At 58.9% G+C, this 24,601-nt stretch carries 27 protein-coding genes and 1 tRNA gene; 13 read left to right on the top strand and 15 right to left on the bottom strand.

Annotation, left to right across the window (positions count from 1 at the left end):
- Positions 1–40 precede the first annotated feature (40 nt).
- The 6 genes from ACR0NZ_RS05195 to ACR0NZ_RS05220 form a co-directional block, all read right to left on the bottom strand.
- Positions 41–580: a GNAT family N-acetyltransferase gene (locus tag ACR0NZ_RS05195; protein ID WP_480517343.1), complete on the bottom strand. Its 540-nt coding sequence runs from the start codon at positions 578–580 to the stop codon at positions 41–43.
- Between the two features lie 48 nt (positions 581–628).
- Positions 629–1,906 carry a phosphopyruvate hydratase gene (eno, locus tag ACR0NZ_RS05200; RefSeq protein WP_480517345.1) on the bottom strand — a complete coding sequence of 426 codons (1,278 nt, stop codon included), beginning with the start codon at positions 1,904–1,906 and terminating at the stop codon, positions 629–631.
- A gap of 136 nt (positions 1,907–2,042) precedes the next feature.
- Complete coding sequence (locus tag ACR0NZ_RS05205) at positions 2,043–2,921, bottom strand: DMT family transporter (RefSeq protein WP_480473219.1); 879 nt, start codon at positions 2,919–2,921, stop codon at positions 2,043–2,045.
- Between the two features lie 135 nt (positions 2,922–3,056).
- Complete coding sequence (locus ACR0NZ_RS05210) at positions 3,057–3,470, bottom strand: Fur family transcriptional regulator (protein WP_480473221.1); 414 nt, start codon at positions 3,468–3,470, stop codon at positions 3,057–3,059.
- A gap of 83 nt (positions 3,471–3,553) precedes the next feature.
- The gene (locus ACR0NZ_RS05215; protein ID WP_480517762.1) at positions 3,554–4,258 is read right to left on the bottom strand and encodes an endonuclease/exonuclease/phosphatase family protein; all 705 of its coding nucleotides are present in this window, start codon (positions 4,256–4,258) and stop codon (positions 3,554–3,556) included.
- Positions 4,259–4,553: 295 nt separating this feature from the next.
- A complete protein-coding gene (locus ACR0NZ_RS05220) occupies positions 4,554–5,972 on the bottom strand; it encodes a protein adenylyltransferase SelO (protein ID WP_480517347.1) in 1,419 nt (472 codons plus the stop codon).
- Between the two features lie 85 nt (positions 5,973–6,057).
- Here ACR0NZ_RS05220 and ACR0NZ_RS05225 point away from each other — a divergent pair, with 85 nt between their 5' ends.
- A complete protein-coding gene (locus tag ACR0NZ_RS05225) occupies positions 6,058–6,477 on the top strand; it encodes a cupin domain-containing protein (protein WP_267367608.1) in 420 nt (139 codons plus the stop codon).
- 90 nt (positions 6,478–6,567) lie between these two features.
- Positions 6,568–7,344 carry an extensin-like domain-containing protein gene (locus ACR0NZ_RS05230; protein ID WP_480517349.1) on the top strand — a complete coding sequence of 259 codons (777 nt, stop codon included), beginning with the start codon at positions 6,568–6,570 and terminating at the stop codon, positions 7,342–7,344.
- Positions 7,345–7,371: 27 nt separating this feature from the next.
- On the opposite strand, the gene ACR0NZ_RS05235 is transcribed toward ACR0NZ_RS05230, so the two are convergent.
- Positions 7,372–8,466, bottom strand: a complete 1,095-nt coding sequence (locus tag ACR0NZ_RS05235; RefSeq protein ID WP_480517764.1) for an anhydro-N-acetylmuramic acid kinase — start codon at positions 8,464–8,466, stop codon at positions 7,372–7,374.
- 305 nt (positions 8,467–8,771) lie between these two features.
- On the opposite strand from ACR0NZ_RS05235, the gene tyrS reads away from it, so the two are divergent.
- Positions 8,772–10,064: a tyrosine--tRNA ligase gene (tyrS, locus tag ACR0NZ_RS05240; RefSeq protein ID WP_480517351.1), complete on the top strand. Its 1,293-nt coding sequence runs from the start codon at positions 8,772–8,774 to the stop codon at positions 10,062–10,064.
- Positions 10,065–10,142: 78 nt separating this feature from the next.
- Here the strand turns inward: tyrS and ACR0NZ_RS05245 are convergent, their stop codons facing one another.
- The gene (locus ACR0NZ_RS05245; RefSeq protein WP_480517353.1) at positions 10,143–10,763 is read right to left on the bottom strand and encodes a hypothetical protein; all 621 of its coding nucleotides are present in this window, start codon (positions 10,761–10,763) and stop codon (positions 10,143–10,145) included.
- A gap of 220 nt (positions 10,764–10,983) precedes the next feature.
- Between ACR0NZ_RS05245 and ACR0NZ_RS05250 the strand changes: the two genes are divergently transcribed.
- Together ACR0NZ_RS05250 and ACR0NZ_RS05255 are read left to right on the top strand one after the other, a co-directional pair.
- Complete coding sequence (locus tag ACR0NZ_RS05250) at positions 10,984–11,739, top strand: 3-hydroxyacyl-CoA dehydrogenase (RefSeq protein ID WP_480517355.1); 756 nt, start codon at positions 10,984–10,986, stop codon at positions 11,737–11,739.
- A gap of 9 nt (positions 11,740–11,748) precedes the next feature.
- Complete coding sequence (locus ACR0NZ_RS05255) at positions 11,749–12,297, top strand: sugar O-acetyltransferase (protein ID WP_480517357.1); 549 nt, start codon at positions 11,749–11,751, stop codon at positions 12,295–12,297.
- Here ACR0NZ_RS05255 and ACR0NZ_RS05260 read toward each other — a convergent pair.
- The 3 genes from ACR0NZ_RS05260 to ACR0NZ_RS05270 form a co-directional block, all read right to left on the bottom strand.
- Positions 12,294–14,102 (bottom strand): ABC-F family ATP-binding cassette domain-containing protein, encoded by a 1,809-nt coding sequence (locus ACR0NZ_RS05260; protein WP_480517360.1) that lies wholly within the window; start codon positions 14,100–14,102, stop codon positions 12,294–12,296. The two genes, ACR0NZ_RS05255 and ACR0NZ_RS05260, sit on opposite strands and share 4 nt — an antisense overlap.
- Positions 14,103–14,170: 68 nt before the next feature.
- Positions 14,171–14,911: a GNAT family N-acetyltransferase gene (locus ACR0NZ_RS05265; RefSeq protein WP_480473237.1), complete on the bottom strand. Its 741-nt coding sequence runs from the start codon at positions 14,909–14,911 to the stop codon at positions 14,171–14,173.
- 100 nt (positions 14,912–15,011) lie between these two features.
- Entirely contained in the window at positions 15,012–15,485 is a 474-nt protein-coding gene (locus tag ACR0NZ_RS05270) for an outer membrane protein assembly factor BamE (RefSeq protein ID WP_480517362.1), read from the bottom strand.
- 85 nt (positions 15,486–15,570) lie between these two features.
- Between ACR0NZ_RS05270 and ACR0NZ_RS05275 the strand changes: the two genes are divergently transcribed.
- The 8 genes from ACR0NZ_RS05275 (at position 15,571) to ACR0NZ_RS05310 (ending at position 20,928) form a co-directional block, all read left to right on the top strand.
- A complete protein-coding gene (locus tag ACR0NZ_RS05275) occupies positions 15,571–16,107 on the top strand; it encodes a YceD family protein (RefSeq protein ID WP_480517364.1) in 537 nt (178 codons plus the stop codon).
- 205 nt (positions 16,108–16,312) lie between these two features.
- The gene (gene rpmF / locus ACR0NZ_RS05280; protein WP_008756996.1) at positions 16,313–16,519 is read left to right on the top strand and encodes a 50S ribosomal protein L32; all 207 of its coding nucleotides are present in this window, start codon (positions 16,313–16,315) and stop codon (positions 16,517–16,519) included.
- A gap of 24 nt (positions 16,520–16,543) precedes the next feature.
- Positions 16,544–17,632 carry a phosphate acyltransferase PlsX gene (gene plsX, locus ACR0NZ_RS05285; RefSeq protein WP_480473243.1) on the top strand — a complete coding sequence of 363 codons (1,089 nt, stop codon included), beginning with the start codon at positions 16,544–16,546 and terminating at the stop codon, positions 17,630–17,632.
- 22 nt (positions 17,633–17,654) lie between these two features.
- Entirely contained in the window at positions 17,655–18,626 is a 972-nt protein-coding gene (locus ACR0NZ_RS05290; RefSeq protein WP_480473245.1) for a beta-ketoacyl-ACP synthase III, read from the top strand.
- A gap of 96 nt (positions 18,627–18,722) precedes the next feature.
- Entirely contained in the window at positions 18,723–19,025 is a 303-nt protein-coding gene (gene ihfA / locus ACR0NZ_RS05295) for an integration host factor subunit alpha (RefSeq protein ID WP_209503673.1), read from the top strand.
- Between the two features lie 18 nt (positions 19,026–19,043).
- Positions 19,044–19,649, top strand: coding sequence for a MerR family transcriptional regulator (locus tag ACR0NZ_RS05300; RefSeq protein WP_480473247.1), 606 nt, complete (start codon positions 19,044–19,046; stop codon positions 19,647–19,649).
- A 61-nt stretch (positions 19,650–19,710) separates the two neighbouring features.
- Positions 19,711–19,787 (top strand) — tRNA-Pro (locus ACR0NZ_RS05305).
- Between the two features lie 61 nt (positions 19,788–19,848).
- Complete coding sequence (locus ACR0NZ_RS05310; protein ID WP_480476773.1) at positions 19,849–20,928, top strand: 2'-deoxycytidine 5'-triphosphate deaminase; 1,080 nt, start codon at positions 19,849–19,851, stop codon at positions 20,926–20,928.
- A gap of 94 nt (positions 20,929–21,022) precedes the next feature.
- On the opposite strand, the gene scpB is transcribed toward ACR0NZ_RS05310, so the two are convergent.
- The 4 genes from scpB to ACR0NZ_RS05330 are packed head-to-tail and all read right to left on the bottom strand — an operon-like array spanning position 21,023 to position 24,515.
- On the bottom strand, positions 21,023–21,670 hold the full coding sequence (scpB, locus tag ACR0NZ_RS05315) for an SMC-Scp complex subunit ScpB (RefSeq protein ID WP_480517366.1): 648 nt from the start codon (positions 21,668–21,670) through the stop codon (positions 21,023–21,025).
- Positions 21,663–22,457 carry a segregation and condensation protein A gene (locus ACR0NZ_RS05320; RefSeq protein WP_480517368.1) on the bottom strand — a complete coding sequence of 265 codons (795 nt, stop codon included), beginning with the start codon at positions 22,455–22,457 and terminating at the stop codon, positions 21,663–21,665. Before ACR0NZ_RS05320 ends, scpB begins: the two co-directional genes overlap by 8 nt.
- On the bottom strand, positions 22,447–23,454 hold the full coding sequence (gene nagZ / locus ACR0NZ_RS05325; protein ID WP_480517370.1) for a beta-N-acetylhexosaminidase: 1,008 nt from the start codon (positions 23,452–23,454) through the stop codon (positions 22,447–22,449). The genes ACR0NZ_RS05320 and nagZ overlap by 11 nt, the downstream gene beginning before the upstream one ends.
- The gene (locus tag ACR0NZ_RS05330) at positions 23,451–24,515 is read right to left on the bottom strand and encodes an SPOR domain-containing protein (protein ID WP_480517372.1); all 1,065 of its coding nucleotides are present in this window, start codon (positions 24,513–24,515) and stop codon (positions 23,451–23,453) included. The genes nagZ and ACR0NZ_RS05330 overlap by 4 nt, the downstream gene beginning before the upstream one ends.
- Positions 24,516–24,601 lie beyond the last annotated feature (86 nt).

The following is a 24,601-nucleotide window of genomic DNA, read 5'->3' on the forward strand; positions in this document are numbered from 1 at the left end:
TCAAACACCTCAACCGCAAACGAACATGTCCCTGAAAAATTTAACTTTTCTCTGGCCTGAGGGTGCCATTCTCAAATAGCGGCATCTCAAAAAAAAGCAGGTGGTCGCGTGCGATTTCAGGAGTTTCGTAATAGGCGTCGCGCAAGTGAAAGCCCAAAGACAGGTATAACCGAGTCGCCGCTTCCAGGGGTTTGCCGGTGTCCATTCGAATATAGTCGAACCCAATATCTCGGCACATTTCGATCAGCGAAAGCATGATGGCACGGCCTGCTCCGGTCCCCCTTGCTGCGTCAGTTACAAATACACGTTTGATTTCAGCTACACCGGGTTCGTACGTGTGAAACATACCGCAGCCGACCGGTTCCCCATGCAGCAATGCCAGTTTGATCCCACCGGTCGGCGGTGTGTGTTCCGTGTCGATGTTGTCCATCACGCGGGCGTATTTTTCGCTTGGGTAGAAAGCCTGCACAATCTGGGCGGTTCTTTCATCCAGTGCCAGCAGGAAATCCCTGTAATCCCAACACAAACGCCGAACCGCTTCAATCTGGTCCGGCGTTTCCGGTTCGATGATGTTCAGCACAACGCGACCCCCGGATTAAAACCAGGGGCCAGCCTAGCGCCAAGCGCGTTATTTGCGAAGGATCGACGCGCCTGCGTATTCCGCAACCTCGCCCAGCGATTCCTCAATGCGGATCAACTGGTTGTATTTGGCCAACCGATCCGACCGCGCCAGCGAGCCGGTTTTGATCTGACCGCAATTGGTCGCCACCGCCAGATCGGCAATAGTGGCATCCTCGGTCTCGCCCGAACGGTGCGACATCACGTTGGTATAACGCGCACGGTGCGCCATATCGACGGCGCGCAGGGTTTCGGTCAGCGATCCGATCTGGTTCACCTTAACCAGCATCGAGTTCGCGCAGCCGCGCTTGATCCCTTCGGCCAAGCGCGCCGGATTGGTCACAAACAGGTCGTCGCCCACGAGCTGCACCTTGTCGCCGATGGCGTCGGTCAGGGCTTCCCAGCCGTCCCAGTCATCCTCGGACATGCCGTCTTCGATCGAGATGATTGGATAGTCATTGACCAGAGCCGCCAGATAGGCTGCGTTTTCTTCGGGTGTCAGGGTGATCCCCTCGCCCGCCAGAACGTATTTACCATCCTTGTAATACTCGGTCGCCGCGCAATCCAAGGCCAGGTGGATTTCTTCGCCGGGTTTGTAGCCCGCCTTTTCGATGGATTTCAGGATGAAATCCAGCGCCTCGCGGGTGCTGGCGATGTTGGGGGCAAAACCGCCCTCATCGCCCACGCCCGTGGCCAGCCCCGCGGAAGACAGTTCTTTCTTCAGCGTATGGAACACTTCGGACCCCATTCGCACGGCCTCGCGGATATTCGCGGCCGAGGTTGGCATGATCATGAATTCCTGAATGTCGATCGGGTTGTCGGCGTGTTCGCCGCCATTGATGATGTTCATCATCGGTACCGGCAGCACGCGAGCTGAGGTACCACCGACGTAACGATAAAGGGGCTGCGTCGTGAAATCGGCTGCCGCCTTTGCGGTGGCCAGCGACACACCCAGAATGGCGTTGGCGCCCAGACGGCCTTTGTTATTGGTTCCGTCCAGTTCGATCATCGCCTGGTCGATGGCCACTTGTTCTGTCGCGTCAAAGCCCACCAGTTCCTCGGCGATTTCACCATTCACGGCGGCCACGGCTTCCAGAACCCCTTTGCCCATATAGCGGGATTTGTCGCCGTCGCGTTTTTCTACGGCTTCATGTGCGCCGGTGGACGCACCGGACGGTACGGCGGCGCGGCCCATGGTGCCGTCTTCCAGAATCACGTCGACCTCGACCGTCGGGTTGCCCCGGCTGTCCAGAATTTCGCGCGCGTGGATGTCAATAATGGTGCTCATGAGGTCTGTCCCTATGGCTGCAGTCTGTTGCACGCGTCATAGCAGCAACCGGCCAAAAGTAAACCGGTTCCGTTATCGCTAACACGCATATTTACCGACCTTTAGGGCTAACAGTTTGCTGTTTGCGCCAACAGGATCAGGCCGGAACCAGATTGCGCGCCAGACGTCGCTCGCGGATAAAGGTATACAGGCCAGATCCGATGATGAGGCTCGCCCCAGCCATTGTCAGCGCGTCAGGGCGTTCACCGAACATCAACATTCCGGCAAGGATCGAAAACACCAGACGCGTGTAACGGAATGGCATCATGGCCGAAGCCTCGCCAACCCGCATGGCCGTTACGATGCCGTAATACCCCAAAACGCCGAAACCGATCGCGCCCAGATATGGCCCTGCCTGGCCGCTTTGCACCGGCACAAAGGGTGTTCCGGAAATGACCATCAACAGCAGCCCGGCCAGCGCCACTGCGATATACGCCTGCATCGCCACAACGGATGAGGCCACCCGAGCATCCAGCTTGCGCGTTATCAGATCACGCGCCGCAATCGCAAACACGGTCAGGACGACAAACAGCGAGTCTGGCTGAAACCCTTCCAATCCGGGGCGAATGATCATCAGAACACCGATAAAGCCGACACCAATGGCGCTCCAGCGGCGCCAGCCGACCTGCTCTCCCAGAAACAGGGCCGCGCCCATGGTCACGGCAAGCGGCATGGCCTGAAACACGGCGGCGACAGTGGACAGATCAATCAGCGACAACGCGGTGACAAAGGTTACGGCACCGAATCCTTCTGTCCCTGCACGTACCATCGGCAGCAGTTTCCACGCCACGGGATCGAAGATGCGTTTGCGGGTGACCACCGACATCACCGCAAAGACAAGCCCGCAGAACACACCCAGACACACCATGATCTGACCTGTCGGCACAGCGCCCGACAGGAACTTGATGAACATATCCTCAAGAGAAAAGGCCGCCATCGAGCCGATCAGCAAAAGGATGCCGTTTACGTTATTCATGCGCGCGTCCGTAGGAAAAGGGTACTTGGGGTGCAGTATGCGGGCACATGAACCGCAACCAGCGGCATCTGGCAAGCCAATTCCCGACACATTCAATGAATTAACGTGTTGGGGCCGTTCGTGATTTGTGATGGATCACTTCTGCTTGAGCGGCACGCCATACAGTTCCAGCCGATGCCCTTTCAGCTTGTACCCAAGCTTGGCGGCGATCTTTTCCTGCAGGGCTTCGATCTCGGGGTCGACAAATTCGATAACCTCCCCCGACTGCATGTCGATCAGGTGATCGTGGTGATCACGCTCGGCATCCTCGTAACGGGCCCGCCCATCGCCGAACTCCAGACGTTCCAGAATTCCGGCCTCTTCGAACAGTTTGACCGTACGATACACCGTCGCAATCGAGATGCCTGTGTCGATGGCAGAAGCACGCGCGTACAGTTCTTCGACATCCGGATGGTCGTCGCTTTGTTCCAATACCTGCGCGATGATCCTTCTTTGACCGGTCATGCGCAGACCCTTGGCCTCACAACGTCCAATAATCGTTTCCGACATGATGCCCCTCAGAATTGCTCGGGTGTCTGTCTTAGTATGTCTGTGCGATTTGCGCCACAGGGATTTCTTCTTTTCCAGTGAACTTAAGCCACGCGCGCCAAATCAGCCCAAACCGGCAGATGATCCGATGCGATATGTGCCGGGCGCGCGTCATGGACACCATGCGCAGTGGCCCTGACGCCCGCGCCCAGCGCGATCCGATCCAGCGCGCCCAGCGGCTGCGCGGCGGGAAAACTCGGCTTGGGGGGCAGAAAACGCATTTCCGGTGCCAGATGATCCAGAACAGGCTGTCGGGACCATTCGTTGAAATCCCCCGCCCAGACAGTCGGCATCTGCTCCAGCTCTTTATCAAACCGCCTGATATGCGAGATCTGCTGACGTCGCGATGCAGGCAACAGCCCCAGATGCATTCCCATCACCCTCAACGGCCCGATATGGGTATCAAATTCGACACGGACCGCGCCGCGCGGTTCAAGCCCGGGCAGTTCGTGATGCCCGGTTCGCCGGACCGAAAGGCCCTCGCCACGCCAGATCACTGCATTGCCATGCCAGCCCAGACTGCCGGCACCACCCAGATCGACGATCTGCCACCCCGCTTCATCCAGCATGAAATGCGGCAGGGCCGCCGGCCGCGGCGGCAGACGTTTGTCGGCCTCCTGCAACACAACGATATTGGCCTGCATATGTTCGATGACCTGCAAAATGCGCTGCGGCTGGCGCCGGAGATCCAGCCCGAGGCATTTCTGAATGTTATAGCTTGCGATGCGAAGGGTGGAAGATGACTGCATATAGACCTGACCAGTGGGCTTGACCCAAAGTGCCACGCCTGTCGCCGGACGCAACCCTTCAGTTTCACTTCTCAACAACGGCGACCGGGGAAGTCGCCTCGGCACAATATATCGCCTAAAAACCCGGCACGTGGCGTGGCCGGAAACAGATGGGTTTCCCCTCATATCATCCAGGTGCGGCAGGACGGAGATACAGCAGTTTCAGCGCATCCGACACCGATCTGGAACGGGCAAATCCGTTCGCCCCTCCCAGCGAAACGTTCCGCAGCGAGGGATTTCCAGAGATGTTTGACCGTCATGTTCCGCAAAACGTGACGTGCACAACTTCGTTATCGGTCGGGGGCCGTTTGAGATCCGCCGCTTCTGCCTGATCGTCGTATGGCCGCGTTAGGATTGTATTCAACCGATGGAACGGTTGGTAATCCCCCGCCACCGCTGATCGAATCATCTGCTCGACGCGGTGATTGCGCGGGATAAAGGCCGGGTTCGCCGCGGTCATCACTTCATGCGGTGACGCCTCATGCGCCAAACGCGCACGCCAGCCTTCTGCCCAACTGTCAAAGGCCTGTGGATCGACAAACTGATCGCGCACGGTATCTTTGCCCAGCGCACGGAAGGTGTTGGTGAAATCAGCCTGCCCCTCGGCCATACGTTTTAGCAAATCGGTGATCAGCGCCTGATCGCCTTCTTCAGCGGTCGTCAGCCCGATCTTTGCCCGGAACCGGGTCAACCAGTTCTGTTGCAGCAGGTCCGGCATGGCATGCACGATCTCGGTCGCCTGCTCAACAGCGGCGTCCTTGTTGTCCATCTGCTGAATCAGAGAGGTTGCCAGCTGCGCCAGATTCCACACTGCTATATCTGGCTGGTTGGCATAGGCATAACGGCCCATCCGATCTATCGAGCTGTAGACCGTATTGGGATGATAAACATCCATGAAGGCACAGGGGCCATAATCGATGGTCTCACCTGTAATCGAGCAATTGTCGGTATTCATGACCCCATGGATGAAACCCACGCTCATCCACTGAGCGATCAGGCGTGCCTGCGCATCCCGCACAGCCCGCAACAGACCCATTGGCCCTTCGGCCCCGGGATAGTGGCGCGCGATTGCGTAGTCTGTCAGGCGCCGCAGATTGTCCAACTGCCCCCGCGCTGCAAAGACCTGAAAGGTGCCTACCCGTAGATGGCTGGTTGCAACCCGGGTTAGCACCGCACCGGGCATCGGACCCTCCCGGAACACGGTTTCACCCGTCTCTACCGCCGCCAGCGCGCGTGTTGTGGGAATGCCCAGCGCGTGCATCGCCTCGGATATCACGTATTCGCGCAGAACCGGACCCAGCCAAGCCCTGCCGTCGCCTCGACGCGAAAACGGCGTCGGGCCCGAGCCTTTCAGCTGAACATCCCGCCGCACGCCATCCGTTCCGACAGTTTCGCCCAACAGCACCGCGCGTCCGTCCCCAAGCTGCGGATTGTACTGGCCAAACTGATGCCCGGAATAAAGCTGCGCGATGGGGTCCGCACCATCGGGGATGCGATTACCTGCAAAGGCTTCCGCCATCTCTTGCACGTCGCCCGGATGGACCTGCAACAGCCGTGCCAGATCATCATTGAACGCGATCAACTTGGGCGCGCGTACAGGCACCGGATTCTGTCGTGCAAAAAACGCGTCCGGCAGGCGGGCATATGAGTTATCGAATGGAATGGTCAGTGTCATGCGGCATACATATTCCCCGTGCGCACGAATACCATAGCGGATCACACCTTGCCGTGCATAATTGCGCCAAACACACGGGGGCCACATGACAGCACAAGAGATCATCGACCGCCTGAACCTGCAACCTCACCCCGAGGGCGGCTGGTACGCGGAAACCTGGCGTGCCGAGAACAAGGGCCGCCCGACCGGCACCTGCATCTACTTCCTGCTGCAAGCGGGGGAAAGCAGCCACTGGCACCGGGTAGACGCGACCGAGATCTGGCTCTACCACGCGGGCGCGCCACTGATCCTGTCCCTGAGTGCAACAGACAAGGGTCCGGCGGTTGACCATGTGCTGTCGCCCGATTTGTCTCGGGGCGCACCGCAACTGATTGTTCCCAACGGCCATTGGCAGGCCGCGCGCAGCACCGGTGATTACACGCTGGTCAGCTGTACAGTTTCTCCCGGATTTCAATTCGATGGGTTCCAACTGGCAGAACCTGGGTTTGATATCCCTCGGGGATAAGCTGATCTGGGGATGCTCTGAAAAGGTGAGTTTACAGAAAGTTACCCATTTATCATTCTGTCAACGCAACCGCAGGTATCGGAGCATCGGGTGATTGTGAAACGCATCTTTCTGGTCCTTCTGCTTCTGTTCGCAAGTACCTGTCTTGCAAACGCTGAGCCCGCCTGTGCAGAATCCCGCCTTTCATCCGAACTGGCACTGCCCGATCTGCAGGAGGAAGTCACGACCGAACATATCGAACCTACCGGGACTGTCGAACCTGCGGTGCTGACCTCGAAACGCCCAGCGCTGCGCCCTTGCAAGTTTCGCCAGTTTGAAGTGGGTCGTCAGCGTATGCGTGACCGCGGGGCGGTCTGTGGTGACTGGACCATCTTGGGCGAAACCCGCACGTCTTTGGCTGGAAAAGCGCTGGGTTGCGGCATCGCCAACCCGGTCCGGATTTACAGAATTTCGGACATTGCGCTCAGCCAGTTCTCGCTGATGGACTGTCAGACAGCCGTCACGCTGAAAACGTGGATCGAAAACGTCGCCAAACCCGCCTTTGCCGATCTGGGGGGTGGGCTCAAGGGTATGCGGGTTGTTGGCCACTATGCCTGCAAGACGCAGAACAACCAGCCCTATGCGCGCATTTCCGAACATGCGCGGGGTCGGGCCATCGATATCTCGACCTTCGTGTTGCAGGACGGAACGCAGATCACCGTTCAGGACGGGTGGAGCGACACCGATCAAAGCGTCGTGTTGCAAGAGTTGCACAGCGGAGCCTGTGGCCTGTTCGGAACTGTTCTTGGTCCTGACGCTGACCGGTATCACAAAGGGCATTTTCACTTCGACACAGCCCGTCGCAGTGGCAAGCCTGTGTGTCGATAACGCGTTAGCCAATACCTGTATGCAGCCTCAACCCACCGGTTGAACGTTCACTGAACTGACCATGCCGCCACCCACCAGCGCTTTCACCCCGGTTGTTCCGGGGCACGAGGTTGGCAATCCCCGCGCCACGCGCACAGCCAGATAGGCAAAGGCCTGCGCCTCGAGCATGTCGCCGTCCAGCCCCACCGCCTCGACCGGTTCGACCGGGCAGTCGAGGGATACGCGCAGCATCTCCATCAACACCGGATTGCGCCGTCCTCCGCCTGTAACCAGCACGCAAGACGGCGGCTGCGGACAATGTTCCATCCCCTGCACCACACCCGCTGCGCACATCCCGGTCAGGGTTGCCACCGCGTCAGCGTCACCCAGTTCTTTCACTAGGTCGATCATCTCAGAGAAATCGTTCCGGTCTAGCGACTTGGGCGGCATACGTGCGAAGAAAGGCTCAGCCAGAAACAGCTCCAGCGCGCCCATTTCGACTGTGCCATTGCGCGCAACCGCACCATCCCGGTCCATCGGCTGCCCCAACCGGGCCTGCATGAGGTCATCGACCGGCGCGTTCGCCGGCCCCGTATCAAAGGCAAGCAGCGCCCCCGGTGCCTCGGGACCATCAAAGCTTGGGTCCACATAGGTCAGGTTGCCAACACCACCCAGGTTCAAAAAGCACAAGGGGCGGTCCGCGCCAAACCACTTGGCGCAGGCAAAGTGAAAAAACGGTGCTAACGGAGCGCCCTCGCCCCCCATAGCCACGTCATCGCTTCGGAAGTCCCAGACCACCGGGCGCCCCAGCGCCTGCGCCAACCCAAGACCATCGCCCACCTGCAATGTCCCGCGCCCGCGCGGTTCATGCGCCAAAGTCTGGCCGTGAAAGCCGATCAGGTCTACATCTTCGAACTCGGACAGCGCTTCGGCATGGGCAAAGGTCACCATCTCGGCCGCCGCGTCGACCTGTGGACCGTGCCATTGCCCCAAAGCCGCCCGCAGAATTTCGCGTTCGGCATCGGTATAGGCGCGATAGCCGCTTTTCCCGAATCCAGCGATGGAATGCCCGTCGGTTTCCACCACCGCAGCGTCCACCCCGTCCAGCGACGTACCGGACATTGCGCCCAATGCCCGAACCATTCCGTGTTTCTTGATGGTTTGGCCCACGCCTGCCTCCTGATCTGGCAATGTTTCCGCCGTGCCCGGGGTTCTGGACTTCACCTCTGGGTTGCAGCTTGGTCAAGGTGCTTTTGTTATGCCGCCTTGGCAAGCCTTCTGATTGGGGGCGTCGGTTTTTTTCCAACGTCGCGTTTCATGATCAACACCCCGGCCATCAAGTTGCGCGCGCATATCACGGCACGCGGTTTTAGAGTGAAAAGGTGGCTTTTCCTCATCCGCAGCGCCGCCTATACAGTGCCCCGCAACACAAACCCCGAGGGCACGATATGACCTACCACCCCAAATCGGATTTCATCGCCACGATGATCGAGCGCGGCTTCCTCGCCGACTGCACCGATTATCAGGGCCTTGACGACGCGCTGATCAGTGGGTGCAAGCCAGCTTATATCGGCTTTGATGCAACGGCCAAGTCGTTGCATGTGGGCAGTCTGATTCAGATCATGATGCTGCGCTGGTTCCAGAAGACCGGCCACCAGCCGATCACCCTTATGGGCGGCGGCACCACCAAGGTGGGCGATCCCTCGTTCCGCGCAGATGAACGCCCCCTGCTGGGTCCCGAACAGATCGACGAAAACATCGCGGGCATCAAGAAGGTGTTCGCGGCCTATATCGATTACGACACTGACGCCGAGAACAAGGCGCTGATGTTGAACAATGCCGAATGGCTGGATGATCTGAACTACCTCGATTTCCTGCGCGACATCGGGCGGCATTTCTCGGTCAATCGGATGCTCAGCTTTGAATCTGTGAAATCCCGGCTGGATCGCGAGCAATCGCTGTCGTTTCTCGAGTTCAACTACATGATCCTGCAAGCCTATGACTTTCTGGAGCTGAACCGCCGCTATGGCTGTGTTCTGCAAATGGGCGGTAGCGACCAGTGGGGCAACATCGTCAACGGTATCGACCTGACGCGCCGGGTGCTGGATCACGAAATCTACGGCCTGACCTCACCCCTGCTGACTACCAGCGACGGCAAGAAGATGGGCAAATCGCAGGATGGCGCGGTCTGGCTGAACGCCGAGATGCGCTCGCCCTATGAATTCTGGCAGTTCTGGCGCAACACCACCGATGCGGATGTCGGCCGGTTCCTGAAGCTCTATACCGAATTGCCGGTGGATGAATGTGACCGTCTTGGCGCGCTTGCCGGGTCCGAGATCAATGAGGCCAAAAAAATACTTGCTGACGAAGTTACAACACTCCTTCATGGTGCTGACGCATCCAAAGCTGCCCGATCAACATCGGAAGGTATTTTTGGCTCCATGTCTGTTCGTGAAGGAGGTCAGGATACCCTCTACGCAACCGGAAATATCAGCGCGCTCCCTACCTTGACTCTAACTAAGGAAGAATTGGGCGACGGCATGTCCATCGTGCAGATCATTGTCAAATCAGGCCTCGCCAAGTCCGGCAAAGAGGCCAAGCGCCTGATTGCCGAAAACGGGGCCAAAATGGACGACGCTCCGCTGACGGATGCGGGTTTGATGATCGACGCGGGCGCATTGACGTCTCCGATCAAGCTGAGTGCAGGCAAGAAACGCCACGCATTGGTGCAACTGGGCTGACGCCCCTTTCACCTTGGAAAGCAAAACAGAAAACGGCCACCCGATCGGGTGGCCGTATCTGTATTGGGGTGGACGAGGCTACTGACGTCCCTTTCCGCCACCGCGACCGGGTCTGTCGCTTTCACCTTCATCGTCATTGGCGTTGTTTCCGCGACCCGGACTGCTGCCCTCGCCGCCGTTGCCGCTGCCATTGTTACCCTTATCGCCACCTTTGCCGCCGCCGTTATTGCCTTTACCACCGCCGGGCTCTCCACCGCCACCGCCGGGTTCTCCACCGCCACCGCCGGGTTCTTCGCCGCCGTTGTCAGGTTCTCCTCCACCACCGGGGCCGTCAGGACCAGCTGCATTCGCAAACCCTGCCCCGCCGGGTTCTGAACCGCGGCTTTCACCCCGATTCTCGGCCAGACCGGACAGGCTGGCCGTTGCCACGTCTGTCAGCAAAGCGGCCAGACCCGGGCATTGCGCCCCGGTAATGCTCAGCGTTGTCTCGAAATCCGGTCTCTTCTGAAGTCTGTCCAGAAAGCTTGGGGTCACCTGAACACAATCGCAAAGCCCGGCGTAGTCGCCTGCATTCGCAAGACTTCGAGCCGTTTGCCAATTACAGGTTTCCGGCGCTGCAAAAGCATTACCGGCAACCACAATCCCAAAGACAGGCGCGGCCAGAACAGCGCCCAGTGTTAGTTTCTTACTATTTACCATATCGGAACCTCCTGACGAAAAAACACGCAATGGCTGTGATTACTTCGTTCACGAACAGGCGCGTTTTCGTGAAGCGCGGATTAAGATGCCTTAAAGATGCGTATTGGCCCGGCAGCGGTTATTCCGCGCCGCCCCTTTGGGCGTTCGGGCTCAAAGATATGGACACAACCCCTGCAAAGCGGTTATTGAACAGTTGTTCATATCCTAGGGAGGAGTTCCGATGCACCTGTCCACCACAGCCGCTCTTGTCACCGGCGGCGCATCCGGTCTGGGCGAAGCCACCGCCCGTCACTTTGCCGCGCAGGGCGCACAAGTTACTATTCTAGACCGTGACGCGGACCGTGGCGCTCAAGTCGCCTCCGAAATCGGCGGGTATTTTGCGCTGACGGATGTAACAGACGAATCCTCGGTCGCAGCTGCCGTGCGCCACGGTATGGACAGGATGGGCAAGATTACCGCGACTGTGAACTGCGCCGGTATCGCTTATGGAATCAAGACGGTCGGCAAGGATGGCCCACACCCGCTGGACGCGTTCCAGCGCACGATCGACATCAATCTTGTCGGCACATTTAACGTCTCAAGGCTGGCTGCGGCCGAGATGGCAAAGAACGAACCCGAACCAGACGGGGCGCGCGGTGTGATCATCAACACTGCATCTATTGCTGCATTCGACGGCCAAAAGGGACAGGCGGCATATGCAGCATCTAAAGGCGGCGTGGTTGGCATGACCCTGCCGATGGCCCGCGACCTGGCCTCAACCGGGATTCGCGTCATGACCATTGCGCCGGGAATCTTTATGACCCCGATGCTGGCGGGCCTTCCTGAAGACGTGCAACAACAACTGGCCGCCGACGTCCCGAACCCGGCCCGCCTGGGCGACCCTAAGGAATACGGGCGGCTGGCCGGTTTCATCGTTGAAATGGGCTACCTGAACGGCGAGGTCATCCGCATCGACGGCGCTCTGCGGATGCGGTAAGACAGCTCTATGTCGGAGCGCCAGAAAATGCAGTCCGGGCAGTGGTATTGCTGTCTCGATCCCGAGTTGGACGATCTGCGCGCGCGAGCACGACGGGCTGTACACGCTCACAACACCTGTCCGCCCGACACACGCGGCGCGATGGCCCCGGAACTGCACGCGCTGCTGGGCCATGTCGGCGAGGACTGTTTTCTCGAAGCCCCTTTTCATTGCGCCTATGGAATGAACATCCATCTGGGCAGCCGGGTTTTCTTCAATGCCGGATGCGTTGTTCTGGACACGGCCCCCGTTCGGGTTGGCGACGACACGATGTTCGGCCCCAATGTTCAGATTTACTGCGCGCATCATGCCAAGGACCCTGCTGATCGGGCACAAGGGCTGGAAGTCGGCCTGCCCGTCAACATCGGCAGGCAGGTTTGGATTGGCGGCGGAGCGATCCTGTTGCCCGGCATAACCATAGGCGACTACGCCACAATCGGCGCAGGCAGCGTCGTCACCAAAGATGTCCCCGCCAGAGAAACCGTGGCAGGTAATCCAGCAAGACGTCTGGCCCTCTAAACGCTTTCAGCTTTCTCTTCGAGCGTCAGCCATTCCTCTTCAGCGGCCGAGAGTTTCTCCTGCCGCTCAACCAACGCCTCGGTCGCTTTTTGGAACTTCACCGGCTCACGCGTGAACAGCTCGGGATCGGACATCAACTCTTCCAGCTTGGCAATCTCGGCCTCTAGGCGCGCGATCTCGGCAGGCAGTTTCTCCAGCCGGTGCTTCTCCGAGAAGGACAAGCCGGATTTCGGCTTTTCTTCCTGCTTGACCTTTGGCTTTGAAAGCTTTGCTTTTTCTACACTTTTTTCGATCACATCACCGCGCTGTGCGATGTAATCCGACCAACCGCCAGCATAGACTGTCGCCTGTCCGTTACCCTCCATCGCGATGGTGGTTGTCGCCACGCGGTCCAGAAAATCCCGGTCATGGCTGACCAGCAGAACGGTGCCGTCGTAATCGTCCAAAAGCTCTTGCAGCAGGTCCAGCGTCTCGACATCCAGATCGTTGGTCGGTTCGTCCAGCACCAATAGGTTCGAGGGTTTCGCCATCAGCTTGGCCAGAAGCAATCGGGCTTTTTCCCCACCGGACAGGGACTTGACGGCTGCTCGGGCCTGCCGTTCGTCAAATAGAAATTCCTTGAGATACCCTACAACATGTTTGGGCTGCCCGCCCACCATCACCTGATCGGCCTTGCCCGACACCCGCATAGCCGGATCGCCGGTCAGACTGTCCCACAGGCTCATCTCAGGGTCTAGTTGGGCGCGGTTCTGATCGAATACCGCGATTTCAAGGTTCGTCCCCTGAGATACCGAGCCCGCGTCCGGCTCCACCTGCCCCAGCAGCATCTTCAGCAACGTTGTTTTTCCAACACCGTTCGGCCCGACAAAGGCCACCCGGTCACCGCGCTGTACCAGCAGATCAAAGTTCCGAACGATCTGCTTGTCGCCAAATCCTTTGGCCAGCGCCTTGGCCTCAATGACCTTGCGGCCCGATTTTGGCCCTGCCTCCAGCGCCATTGCAGCCGAACCCTGACGTTTGATCTGCCCCGCCTTTTCAGTTCTCAACGCCTGCAAGGCCCGCACCCGGCCTTGGTTGCGTTTGCGTCGGGCGCTAATGCCCTCAACCGCCCATTTCGCTTCAGATTTGATCAGGCGATTCAGCTTGTGGCGTTGCTGGTCCTCTTCCTCCCAGACCTTGTCCCGCCAGGCCTCAAAGGCTTCAAAACCCTGCTCCTGTCGCCGAACAGCCCCCCGGTCAATCCAAAGCGTTGCCCGCGTCAGAGCCCTCAAAAAGGCTCGGTCATGCGAGATCAGCACAAAGGCCGCTCGGCTCGCGCCAAGTTCGCGTTCCAGCCACGCGATGGCTTCGATATCCAGATGGTTGGTCGGCTCGTCCAGCAACATCAGATCCGGTGCTTCGGCCATCAGCTTGGCCAGTGCCGCCCGCCGCCGCTCTCCGCCCGAAGCGGTCTCAACCGCGCGTGAAGGATCGAACTTCAACCCTTCACCGGCCCGTTCAACTTTGTAAAGTTCTCCCGGCTCCAACCCGCAGGATGCGTAATCTCCCAACGTGGCAAAGCCTTCCATCGTCGGATCTTGCTCCATATAGCCAACGGATTTCCCGGGCGGCACGACAATCTCGCCCCGATCCGCCTCGACCAGACCGGCCATCACTTTCATCAACGTGGACTTTCCGGACCCGTTTCGCCCCACCAGCGCAACACGATCACCGGGTTGAACCACCAGATCCAGTTCGGAAAACACCGGGTCACCCCCGAAAGTCAGGGAAATGCCGGACATCTGCAACAAAGGAATTCTCGCCATGTCCGCCAGCTAAACCGGCTGACACATTGCGTCAACGCCCCGTCTTCACCTTTTCAAAAATACTCAATCTACCCGGCCACCGCCCGCAACAGACGTTTGCGCGCCGGGGGGATCGCACCGATTTCCACCCCTGTGAAAACGTGCAGCGTGTTCATGTCGCGATCCACCACCGCATGATCGCTGACCCAACCGCCCATCATCAGATAGGTCCGCAACAAAGGCGGCATCCGCAGCATTGCCTTTTTAGAATCCGGTCTGCGCCGCAAACGCGCGGCAAAACGAAACACATCCGGAGCCTTCACGCGCGGCAACCAACGTTTCGGGCCCAGATGGCGATGTTTTAGCATCGCAAACGCATCCAGATACTGCTCTGTTTCGGTACCGGCAAAAGAGGAACATCCAAACAGCATCTCGACGTTGTTCCGATCAACGTAGGCCGTCATTGCACCCCAGGCGACACGCAGGATGTCGGGGTCGCTGTGATCAGGATGGATACAGAATCGTCCCATTTCGACCATCCGACCTTTGAAGCCTTCGAGCGAGGTCAGGTCATAGAACTGCGCCGAATAACTTCGCCCGATCTCGCCGCCACTATCCATGGTCAGCATCCGAAAGCAGCAGACCAGCCGTTCTGCCGAGCGCATATCCTCGACCAGGATATGGCTACAGCGTGCATCAAACTCGTCGCAGTCCGGTTGCTCTGTGCCAAAAGCCAAGGTCCGCAATGCCTGAGCTGTTCTGATATCCTCGGGCGACTGCGCCAGTCTGGCGCGATAGCGCCCCTTGCTTAACAAAACTGCCGTTGCCACGGTCGCGCCCTCCACGGTTGCCGACCCTCAGGCGTCGGTACGACACCATTAGCACAAGACATGTGACTGCCCTGTGACCACCGCAAGGTTTAGGCGCAAATTAGTTGGCGCCCGGAATGTTCGCCGGGTTGAAGTTGCCGATATTGCCTAGCAGCTGACGCAGGAAGCCTTTGTCCTGAACGTTGGAATCGGTAACGCGGCGCTCCAGAGCAATCACATTCCCGTCTTCAAGACCAAAGCGTTCGATGTTTCTGACGACACCGCGCTGATCAAAACTGATGGCAACCAGTTCGCGGGATACCACCTCGGGCCGTTTCGGACCGTAGTGACGCACGCGAGAGCGGACATAGTAATAGCCCGAATCCCGAACCACGCCGGATGCGCCCGGCGCGCCGATAGCCTCTTGCACACTGTCCCGCGTGTCTACGCCTACTTTGATTTCCGCCAGTTCTTCGGCCGGTGGCACATAGCCGTGATTCTTGAAGATAGCCGTACAAGCCCCGGTCGCAGCCAGACAGGCAACAAACACAAGCGATTTCGCAGTTGGTTTCAACCGGTTCACTACCTTCAACATCTGCACCCTCTTGCCTTGGCCTTCTTCGGCTTCTATCCGATTACATAAACCGCTGCCACGGTTCAACACATAGAAAGGCTCACGAATGAGCAACACGACATCATTTCGGGTGTCTGACCTGCCGCAGAACGCCCCGACACCGTTCGATCTGCGCCCCGCAACCACCGCGCTCGAGCAGATCAGGCAAGACCTTGGGCTGCTGGGGCTGCGCAAACTCAGCTTTTCGGGCGAACTGAGGGCGCAGGGCAAACGGGACTGGGTTCTAAACGGGAAACTCGGTGCAACTGTCATCCAACCTTGCGTAGTGACGCTGGAACCGGTGACGACAAGGATCGACATACCAGTGCACCGGACTTTTCTTGCGGATTGGGCAGACCCAGATGATCCAGAGTTCGAAATCCAGGAAGATGACGAATCTGAACCTTTGGGGCCTGAAATTGATCCGGCCCTTGTCATGGTCGAGGCCCTGTCTCTGGCTTTGCCACAATATCCGCGTAAAGACGGCGCGGAACTGGGCCAAGCTGCCTACACAGAACCGGGCAAACAGGCGATGACGGATGACGATGCCAAACCCTTTGCAGGATTGGCAGGTCTGCGCGATGTGCTAAAAAAAGACGAGTGACAGGTGCCAGATTTCCTGTCATAGCAGGCGGTCAGAAAAATCGCTTGAACATGCCGAGAATCGCAGTATTTTCGCGCGCTCATCGGATTTTGGGTTGGACATTGCGGGGCCCGTCGCCTAAACGCGCGTCAAACCACGATAAACGAACTACGAAACCCGGGTCGGCAGCGAATCTGCGGCCCCCAGTCAGACAAAGGTTGAGACCATGGCCGTCCAACAGAACAAAGTTTCCAAGTCGCGTCGCAACAACCGCCGCGCACACGACGCTCTGGTTGCTGCAAACCCGAACGAATGCCCGAACTGCGGCGAGCTGAAACGCCCGCACCACGTTTGTGCCTCTTGCGGCCACTATGACGATCGCGAAGTCGTCGCACAGGCCGACGAAATCGATCTGGACGAAGACGCAGCCTAAGCCTGATTGAGCGCAGGCCAAGGCATGAACGATCAGCCCACGCACGCCGGACGGATCACCATCTCGGTTGACGCAATGGGAGGGGACGCAGGTCCCGCTGTCGTCGTTGCAGGTCTGGCAAAATCGGCTGGCAAGAACCCGAATATCGGGTTCCTGCTGCACGGGCCCGAACAGGTATTGCGCAAGCTGGTTGCCAAACGACGTGTCCTTGAAGGGCGCGTCGTTTTTCGTGATTGCCCCGACGTTGTCACGATGGAAGACAAGCCCAGCCAGGTCGTGCGCAACGGCAAGCAGACCTCGATGTGGTCCGCGCTGGAAGCGGTTCGTCAGGGTGAAGCCCATGGCGCGGTGTCCTGCGGGAACACCGGTGCCCTTATGGCCCTTTCGATGATGCGTCTGCGCAAATTGCCGGGCGTGAACCGCCCCGCAATCGCGATCCTGTGGCCTTCGCGCAACCCGCAGGGGTTCAATGTAATGCTGGACGTGGGCGCCGATGTGCGCGCCGACGCCAAGGATTTGCTGCAATTCGCCCTGATGGGCGCGTCTTATGCGCGCAACGGCATGGCCCTGAACCGCCCCCGGATCGGGTTGCTGAACGTTGGCACCGAAGAGCATAAGGGCCGGGCCGAACTGAAAGAAGCGCATGCCATGATTTCGGAATACGCCGAACAGGCGAATTTCGAGTTTGTTGGCTTTGTCGAAGGCAGCGACATTCCCGGCGACAAGGCAGATGTCATTGTTACAGATGGGTTTACGGGCAATGTTGCGATCAAAACGGGCGAAGGCACAGCCAGGCTGATCGGAGATCTTCTGCGTGAGGCGTTCAAATACTCTCCGTTGTCGCGATTGGCTTCGGTCCTGGCCATTACGTCACTACAGCGCCTGAAAAAGCGCATTGATCCGCGGCGTGTGAATGGTGGCGTGTTTCTGGGTCTGAACGGGACTGTTATTAAATCCCATGGCGGGGCAGATGCGACCGGAGTGTCGGCAGCGATCAAACTGGCCTTTACTCTGGCACGGTCCGGCTTTGCCGAAAAATTAGCTGCGCGGGTTGCATCCACGGCCCAGCTTGCACAAGATGCCGCGCAAGCTGCGCCGCAGACCGATAAATAACAAAAAAGGCAGTACCCCAAAAATGGCAGGCCGTTCAGTTGTAGTAGGTGTCGGGCATTATTTGCCGGAACGTATTGTTCCAAATTCCGAGTTTGAGAAAACGCTGGACACAACGGATGAGTGGATCAGAACCCGGTCGGGGATCGAACGCCGCCATTTTGCTGCCGATGACGAAACGACGTCGGACCTGGCCACCAAAGCTGCCGAGGCTGCCCTGGCCGATGCGGGCCTGACATCGGATGATATTGACGCGATCGTCGTGGCGACCTCGACCGCGGACCTGACCTTTCCTTCTGCCGCGACCATGGTTCAGGCCCGGCTGGGTATGACCAAGGGGTTTGCTTTCGACGTACAGGCCGTCTGCGCGGGATTCGTTTTCGCTCTCAGCAACGCAAATGCGTTGATCTTGTCCGGTCAGGCCAAACGCGTGCTGGTCATTGGTGCCGAAACCTTTTCCCGGATTATGGACTGGACCGACCGCTCGACCTGTGTTCTGTTCGGGGATGGTGCCGGCGCTTTGGTACTCGAAGCGCAGGATGGCGAAGGCACCGCTGCGGATCGCGGCATACTCGCAACCGATCTGAACTCGGACGGGCGCTACAAGGACCTGCTTTATGTCGATGGGGGTGTTTCGACCCAATCCACCGGGCATCTGCGTATGCAGGGCAATCAGGTTTTCCGACATGCCGTTGAAAAGCTTACCAAAACGGCTGAAACAGCCCTGAGCCGCGCGGGGCTGAGCAGTGCTGACGTCGACTGGATTGTTCCTCATCAGGCCAATATTCGCATCATTCAGGGCACGGCCAAAAAGATGGGCCTGCCGATGGAAAACGTGGTTGTGACCGTTCAGGATCACGGCAACACCTCGGCTGCATCCATCCCATTGGCACTGTCGGTTGGTAAACAACGCGGGCAGATCAAACCCGGCGACTTGATCGTGACCGAAGCAATTGGCGGCGGTCTGGCCTGGGGCGCGGTGGTTCTGCGCTGGTAACCGGCGCAATCCAGCTTACACAGCTGCTTGCAATTCATTGATATTGACAGCGAATTTGCCATACCCATATGCTTTGACAGCAACAGGGGAAATGACATGGGCGACAATACACTGACTCGAATGGATCTGAGCGAGGCCGTCTTTCGCGAAGTTGGGCTTTCGCGCAACGAAAGTGCGCAGCTGGTCGAAAGCGTTCTGAACCACATGTCCGACGCTCTGGTGCGTGGCGAGCAGGTGAAGATCTCGTCCTTCGGTACGTTCAGTGTTCGCGACAAGACCGCGCGAGTCGGACGCAACCCCAAAACCGGCGAAGAGGTTCCGATACAGCCCCGCCGCGTACTGACCTTTCGCCCGTCGCATCTTATGAAAGATCGCGTCGCCGTCGGGAATCGCAAGTAACCCCAGGGTCACGCGGATATGAGCAAATCCCGCGACGCGTTTCGCACGATCAGTGAAGTAGCGGATTGGCTTGGTGTTCAGGCCCATGTTTTGCGTTTCTGGGAAAGCCGCTTCACTCAGGTCAAACCGGTCAAACGCGCGGGCGGGCGTCGGTATTACCGCCCCAATGACATGCGTCTTCTGGGCGGCATCAAGAAACTGCTTCACGAGGACGGGATCACAATCAAAGGTGTGCAGCGCATCCTGCGCGAGCAAGGCGTCGCACATGTCGCAGCACTGTCTCCGCCTCTAGACGAACCGGGCCCTGCCCTGATTGAACCCGTTCAGGGCAAAGTGGTGCCGTTCGAACCGAAACCCGCTGCCGCCACCGAACAAATCCTTATGGATCTGGACGAACCGGCCGAGCAGCCGGTGAACGAAGGCGTGCAGGCCGACGCACTTCCCGCGACTGCGTCAGAACAAGAACCACAGCCAGACCTGAACACTGCGCCCCTGATGGGTGGGATCGCGTCGCTGGCGTGGAAGCGCGCCGAGTTTGACGACGAACTACTGCGCCGGATTGCACCAATTGCAAAAGACCTGCGCCGCTGGCTGGATCGTGTTGAAACACAGGCGACGGGTTAGGAAAAAAGGCAGTGTTTTCCTCTTGCCCCTGCCGGGAAAATCTTTATGAACGGCCCAACGTCGGGCTATGGCGCAGCCTGGTAGCGCGTCCGTCTGGGGGACGGAAGGTCGCAGGTTCGAGTCCTGCTAGCCCGACCAAATCACACCGACGTTTATGGCACAAAGGCCAGATCCCGCTCTGGCACACGAGGGGATCGAGATGACAGGTGTTTGCGCGAACCAGCAAATCGAAGCAATGATCGCGCGCGGAGAGATTGCCGCCAACCCCGATGTCCTGCCAGCGCAAATTCAACCAGCCAGCCTTGATTTGCGTTTGGGAACAGTGGCCTACCGGGTACGCGCCTCGTTCCTCGCGGGCGAAGGACGGACCGTTACGGATCGGTTGGCCGAGTTCGAAATGCACCGCATCGACATCTCGGACGGCGCTGTTCTGGAAAAGGGCTGCGTCTATCTGGTGCCCCTGATGGAATCACTTGCCCTGCCCCGCGACATAACCGCCGTCGCCAATGCCAAAAGCTCGACCGGGCGGCTTGACCTTCTGACCCGTACCATTACCGATGGTGGCACAGAATTCGATCGCGTTCCTGCGGGCTATAAGGGCCCGCTGTATGCCGAGATCTGTCCACGTTCGTTTTCGGTTCTGGTCCGGCCCGGTATGCGTCTGAACCAGATTCGTTTCCGTCAGGGTCAGGCCGTCTTGTCTGACGCCGAACTGACCGCCCTGCACGCCGAATCGCCGTTGGTAGACGGCCCTGCTGTGATTCAGGACGGTCTTGGCTTTTCGGTCGATCTGCAACTGCCCGATACCGATTTGGTCGGCTATCGCGCCAAGCCCCATACCGGGGTAATCGATCTGGACCGAATTGGCGAATACGACCCCCAGGACTATTGGGAGGAAGTACGCACCGAGGACGGTCGCATCATACTTGACCCCGGTGCATTCTACATCCTTGTCAGCCGCGAGGCGGTCCATATCCCGCCGATGTGTGCCGCCGAAATGGCACCTTATCTGGCGATGGTTGGTGAATTCCGGGTGCATTATGCCGGGTTCTTCGATCCCGGCTTTGGCCATGCCGCAGCGGGCGGTGCCGGGTCACGTGGTGTGCTTGAGGTGCGATGCCACGAAGCGCCTTTCGTCCTGGAGCACGGACAGGTGGTCGGGCGCCTTGTCTATGAGAAAATGGCCGAGATGCCCACGCAGCTATATGGTGCCGGGATTGCATCGAACTATCAGGGGCAAGGCCTGAAACTGTCCAAGCACTTCAAAGCGGTTGGCTAATCCTCAGAATTTCTTGCAACGGTGCTTGTGCTAGATAACCCGCGTTGCCTGTCGTAGGTTCTGCGTCTGACCTGTAGTGACCTGTCCGGATTTTTTACTCATCAAACAGTTCCGACTGGTCCTCGTCCACTTCGTCCTCGCGCCCCTCGCCCAAGGGGATAGCCCCCGGTGGAGGCCGGTTTTCCAACAGACCCGCAGCCCTTAGTTCCTTGAGCCCCGGCAGGTCGCGGGCGTTCTCCAGACCAAAATGATCCAGAAATTCGGACGTCACCACAAATGTCACCGGACGACCCGGTGTCATGCGACGACGGCCCAGCCTGATCCACTCCATCTCAAGCAACTGGTCAATCGTCCCGCGAGAGACTGACACACCGCGAATTTCCTCAATCTCGGCGCGGGTGCAGGGTTGGTGATAGGCAACGATGGCCAATGTCTCGATCGCGGCCCGGCTGAGTTTACGAGTTTCAACCGTTTCCTTTTGCATCAGAAAGCCCAGATCAGGGGCCGTACGGATCGCCCATGCCTCTCCAACACGCACCACGCGCACGCCGCGCCCTTCGTAACGTCTCTGAAGCAACTCAACGGCTTGTGCGGCGTCGCTTCCATGCGGCATCCGCGCCTCAAGGTCGGCAATCGTCACCGGATCGGCGCTGGCAAACAAAACGGCCTCGACCATACGCTCCTGTTCCGCCAATGGTGGCGCCTCGAACAGGGTGCCGGTTTCTTCTGGGGCGTCAGTCACGTGTCTGGGTCCTCTTGCGCAAATGGATCGGCGCGAATGTCTCGCTCTGCTTGATCTCCATATGTCCTTCTTTCACCAGTTCCAGCGAGGCCGCAAAGGTCGCAGCCGTCGCCGACCTGCGGCGCACCGGGTCAGTATCCCAACCATCGGGCAGATAGGTTTCCATATCGGTCCACGTCCCCGCAAAACCGATCAGCGGGCGCATCCGCTCCAGTGCCTGCTCCATCGTAAACACCGAGTCGCGGTCCATCACAAAGGGGCGGAACTCGTCACGGGTGCGAATACGGGCATATCCCTGCATCAGATCCAGCAGCGTGGCGGAATAGGTTACGGTGCGGATGCGGGTTACGTCCTCGCCCTGCCCGCGCTTGAAAAAATCACGACCCAGTTGGTCGCGGGCCATCAGCCGCGCAGCGACGTCGCGCATTGCCTGCAGGCGTTCAAGTTGAAACGCCAGATGCGCGGCCAGTTCTTCACCCGATGGCCCATCGTCATCCGGATCTGGCGGGAGCAATAGACGGGACTTGAGAAAGGCCAGCCACGCCGCCATGACCAGATAATCGGCGGCCAGTTCAATGCGCAGCGCACGCGCCTTTTCAACAAAGGCCAGATATTGCTGCGCCAGCGCAAGAACCGAGATCTTGCGCAGATCCACTTTTTGCGTGCGTGATAGAGTTAGCAGAACGTCCAACGGGCCTTCGAACCCGTCGACATCAACAATCAGCGCTTCGGCCGCAAGACGATCCGCGACCGAGACAGGGTCTTCGCTAAAAAGATTATCGTTCATATACCTGCCCGCCCATTAGGGCAGATAGTTCCGCTTCGGCGGCTTGGATGTCAAGTTCCCGCGGGCGTTTGCGCATCGCCAGCGCCCGTTCTGCGCGGGCTTGTGCCACATCCGACATTTCTCCGGCAGTTTCCATTACAGCGGCACGTTCAGAAAAACTGCCATTGCAATGCAGGACTACATCGCAGCCCGCCTGCAAAGATTGGCGGGAGAGGTCCGTCAACGCCCCGCTGAGCGCCTTCATCGAGATATCGTCGGTCATAATCAGCCCGCCAAAGCCGATATTGTCTCGGATCAGACCCATCATGGCCGCGGAAATGGTGGCCGGCCGGGGATCTATCTGATCAAAGACCAGATGCGCGGTCATCCCCATCGGCAGGTCGTTCAAGGCACGGAACGGCGCGAAATCGCTGTATTCCAACTCTTCCAGCGGCAAATCAACATGCGGCAGGTCATGGTGACTGTCCAGAGTGGCACGGCCATGGCCGGGAATGTGCTTGAGAACCGGAAGAACGCCCCCATCAAGAAGGCCCTGCGCCACAGCCCTGCCGATCCTGGAAATCTGCTCAGGATCAAAGGCATAACAGCGGTTTTTCAGAAACGCGTGTGTCTCGGGCCGCACCACATCGACCATAGGGGCACAATTGCTGTCGATGCCCAGACCAAACAGCTCATCCGCAATCAGGCGGTACCTGAGGTACATGGCGCGTTCCGCTTGATCACCCGCCCTGGTCACATGATCCAGCGGGGGCAGCCATTCGCGGGCCAAGGGTGCGCGCAAACGCTGTACGCGCCCTCCTTCCTGATCAATGGTAATGGGGCAGTTGCGCCCAACAGCCTCTCGGAAATCATCACACAAGGCGCGCACCTGATCGGCGCTTTCAATATTGCGGGCGAACAGAATGAACCCAAACGGGTTCATCTGGCGAAACAGGTCTCTTTCCTCCTGCGTCAGGCGCAGTCCTTCAGCATCTGTGATCGCTGCTCCGAACTTCACCTCACGGCCACCGGGATACAGTCAGCGCCTTGCGCGACCAGAGCGGCGCAGAATTGGCGCGAGTCGCTCAGATCTTCAAACCCCAGAACGCGCAGGCGGTAGAAGGTCCGCCCACCGCTTGAGGTTTTCTGAATAACGCGCTGTTTTCCCGACATATACTCACCAAACTGACCATTCAAACGGTCCCACTCGGCCTGTGCCACTTGCGTGCTGTCATAAGCCCCAAGCTGCGCCAGTCGGGTCCCCTTGGCCAGTGTATCCGGATCAACATCCACCCCAACCGCAGCTTTCACCGCTGCATTAATGGCGTCTTCGGAATTCTCGCTGGGTGCGACCTGACTGCGGGTCGACCGTGCCGGACGCGTCACAGGGCGCAACGATCGGCGCACACCCGGCAACTCTGCGAAACTTGGGTCTGGCAAGGCCGCAGCAAAATCTGCCGGGTCAATGGCGGGTTCTTCGTCGGGGGTGGTCAGCGATGCCAGTTGCACACCGTCTTCGAATTCTTGCTGCGTTTCTGCTGCCGCACCCGCCAATTCCGCAACCAGCGCATCTACTGCGTTCTGGCGCAGGCGCGCGGCTTCCTGCGTGGTGATCGGTTCTTCGACCACATGCAGCGCAGGGGTCGGCTTCAGTTCTCCGGCGGGCAGGTCTTCTTCCGTAAGGGACACCGGGCGCGGCGCAAGGATCAACCGGTCAGCCGGTGCCGCGGCACTGCCTTCGGCGGCGACGGCATTCACGGCAAAGCCCTGATGATCGGCGGGTGTTCCACCCGGATTTTCCGGTTGCACACGCATCGGCCCTTCGGCGGCGCGGACAACCGGCACGCCACTGACATCGCGCATGATCAGTTGATAGCCCCAGACCCCGACACCGGCGACCAGCGCCAAGGAAGCAACAGCCCCCAGGAAATTGACTGCCCTGCCCAGACCAAACGAGCCTCGCGGCGCGTCATCTTCCTGCATATCTTCGGGAAAATCATACACATCATCAGAATGCGCTTGATTCGGGTAATGAATCTGCCCGGGGCTTTGATGCCCCGAGTAATCGTAACTCGCCATGTCCGCCTCACTGCCCGTTTCACGCCTGAAAATAAGGCCCGCGGGTCATTTCTTGCCTACCTCGTACCGGCGGTTCGGGCGATATT

This window comes from Ruegeria sp. AE3 (genome assembly GCF_056542225.1).

Excerpts from the sequence above, each read along its gene's own strand:
- eno (WP_480517345.1), bottom strand. The coding sequence starts at position 1,906 with ATGAGCACCATTATTGACATCCACGCGCGCGAAATTCTGGACAGCCGG.
- ACR0NZ_RS05205 (WP_480473219.1), bottom strand. The coding sequence starts at position 2,921 with ATGAATAACGTAAACGGCATCCTTTTGCTGATCGGCTCGATGGCGGCC.
- ACR0NZ_RS05210 (WP_480473221.1), bottom strand. The coding sequence starts at position 3,470 with ATGTCGGAAACGATTATTGGACGTTGTGAGGCCAAGGGTCTGCGCATG.
- ACR0NZ_RS05215 (WP_480517762.1), bottom strand. The coding sequence starts at position 4,258 with ATGCAGTCATCTTCCACCCTTCGCATCGCAAGCTATAACATTCAGAAA.
- ACR0NZ_RS05220 (WP_480517347.1), bottom strand. The coding sequence starts at position 5,972 with ATGACACTGACCATTCCATTCGATAACTCATATGCCCGCCTGCCGGAC.
- ACR0NZ_RS05225 (WP_267367608.1), top strand. The coding sequence starts at position 6,058 with ATGACAGCACAAGAGATCATCGACCGCCTGAACCTGCAACCTCACCCC.
- ACR0NZ_RS05235 (WP_480517764.1), bottom strand. The coding sequence starts at position 8,466 with ATGGTTCGGGCATTGGGCGCAATGTCCGGTACGTCGCTGGACGGGGTG.
- tyrS (WP_480517351.1), top strand. The coding sequence starts at position 8,772 with ATGACCTACCACCCCAAATCGGATTTCATCGCCACGATGATCGAGCGC.
- ACR0NZ_RS05245 (WP_480517353.1), bottom strand. The coding sequence starts at position 10,763 with ATGGTAAATAGTAAGAAACTAACACTGGGCGCTGTTCTGGCCGCGCCT.
- ACR0NZ_RS05250 (WP_480517355.1), top strand. The coding sequence starts at position 10,984 with ATGCACCTGTCCACCACAGCCGCTCTTGTCACCGGCGGCGCATCCGGT.
- ACR0NZ_RS05255 (WP_480517357.1), top strand. The coding sequence starts at position 11,749 with ATGTCGGAGCGCCAGAAAATGCAGTCCGGGCAGTGGTATTGCTGTCTC.
- ACR0NZ_RS05260 (WP_480517360.1), bottom strand. The coding sequence starts at position 14,102 with ATGGCGAGAATTCCTTTGTTGCAGATGTCCGGCATTTCCCTGACTTTC.
- ACR0NZ_RS05270 (WP_480517362.1), bottom strand. The coding sequence starts at position 15,485 with ATGTTGAAGGTAGTGAACCGGTTGAAACCAACTGCGAAATCGCTTGTG.
- ACR0NZ_RS05275 (WP_480517364.1), top strand. The coding sequence starts at position 15,571 with ATGAGCAACACGACATCATTTCGGGTGTCTGACCTGCCGCAGAACGCC.
- rpmF (WP_008756996.1), top strand. The coding sequence starts at position 16,313 with ATGGCCGTCCAACAGAACAAAGTTTCCAAGTCGCGTCGCAACAACCGC.
- plsX (WP_480473243.1), top strand. The coding sequence starts at position 16,544 with ATGAACGATCAGCCCACGCACGCCGGACGGATCACCATCTCGGTTGAC.
- ACR0NZ_RS05290 (WP_480473245.1), top strand. The coding sequence starts at position 17,655 with ATGGCAGGCCGTTCAGTTGTAGTAGGTGTCGGGCATTATTTGCCGGAA.
- ihfA (WP_209503673.1), top strand. The coding sequence starts at position 18,723 with ATGGGCGACAATACACTGACTCGAATGGATCTGAGCGAGGCCGTCTTT.
- ACR0NZ_RS05300 (WP_480473247.1), top strand. The coding sequence starts at position 19,044 with ATGAGCAAATCCCGCGACGCGTTTCGCACGATCAGTGAAGTAGCGGAT.
- ACR0NZ_RS05310 (WP_480476773.1), top strand. The coding sequence starts at position 19,849 with ATGACAGGTGTTTGCGCGAACCAGCAAATCGAAGCAATGATCGCGCGC.
- ACR0NZ_RS05320 (WP_480517368.1), bottom strand. The coding sequence starts at position 22,457 with ATGAACGATAATCTTTTTAGCGAAGACCCTGTCTCGGTCGCGGATCGT.
- ACR0NZ_RS05330 (WP_480517372.1), bottom strand. The coding sequence starts at position 24,515 with ATGGCGAGTTACGATTACTCGGGGCATCAAAGCCCCGGGCAGATTCAT.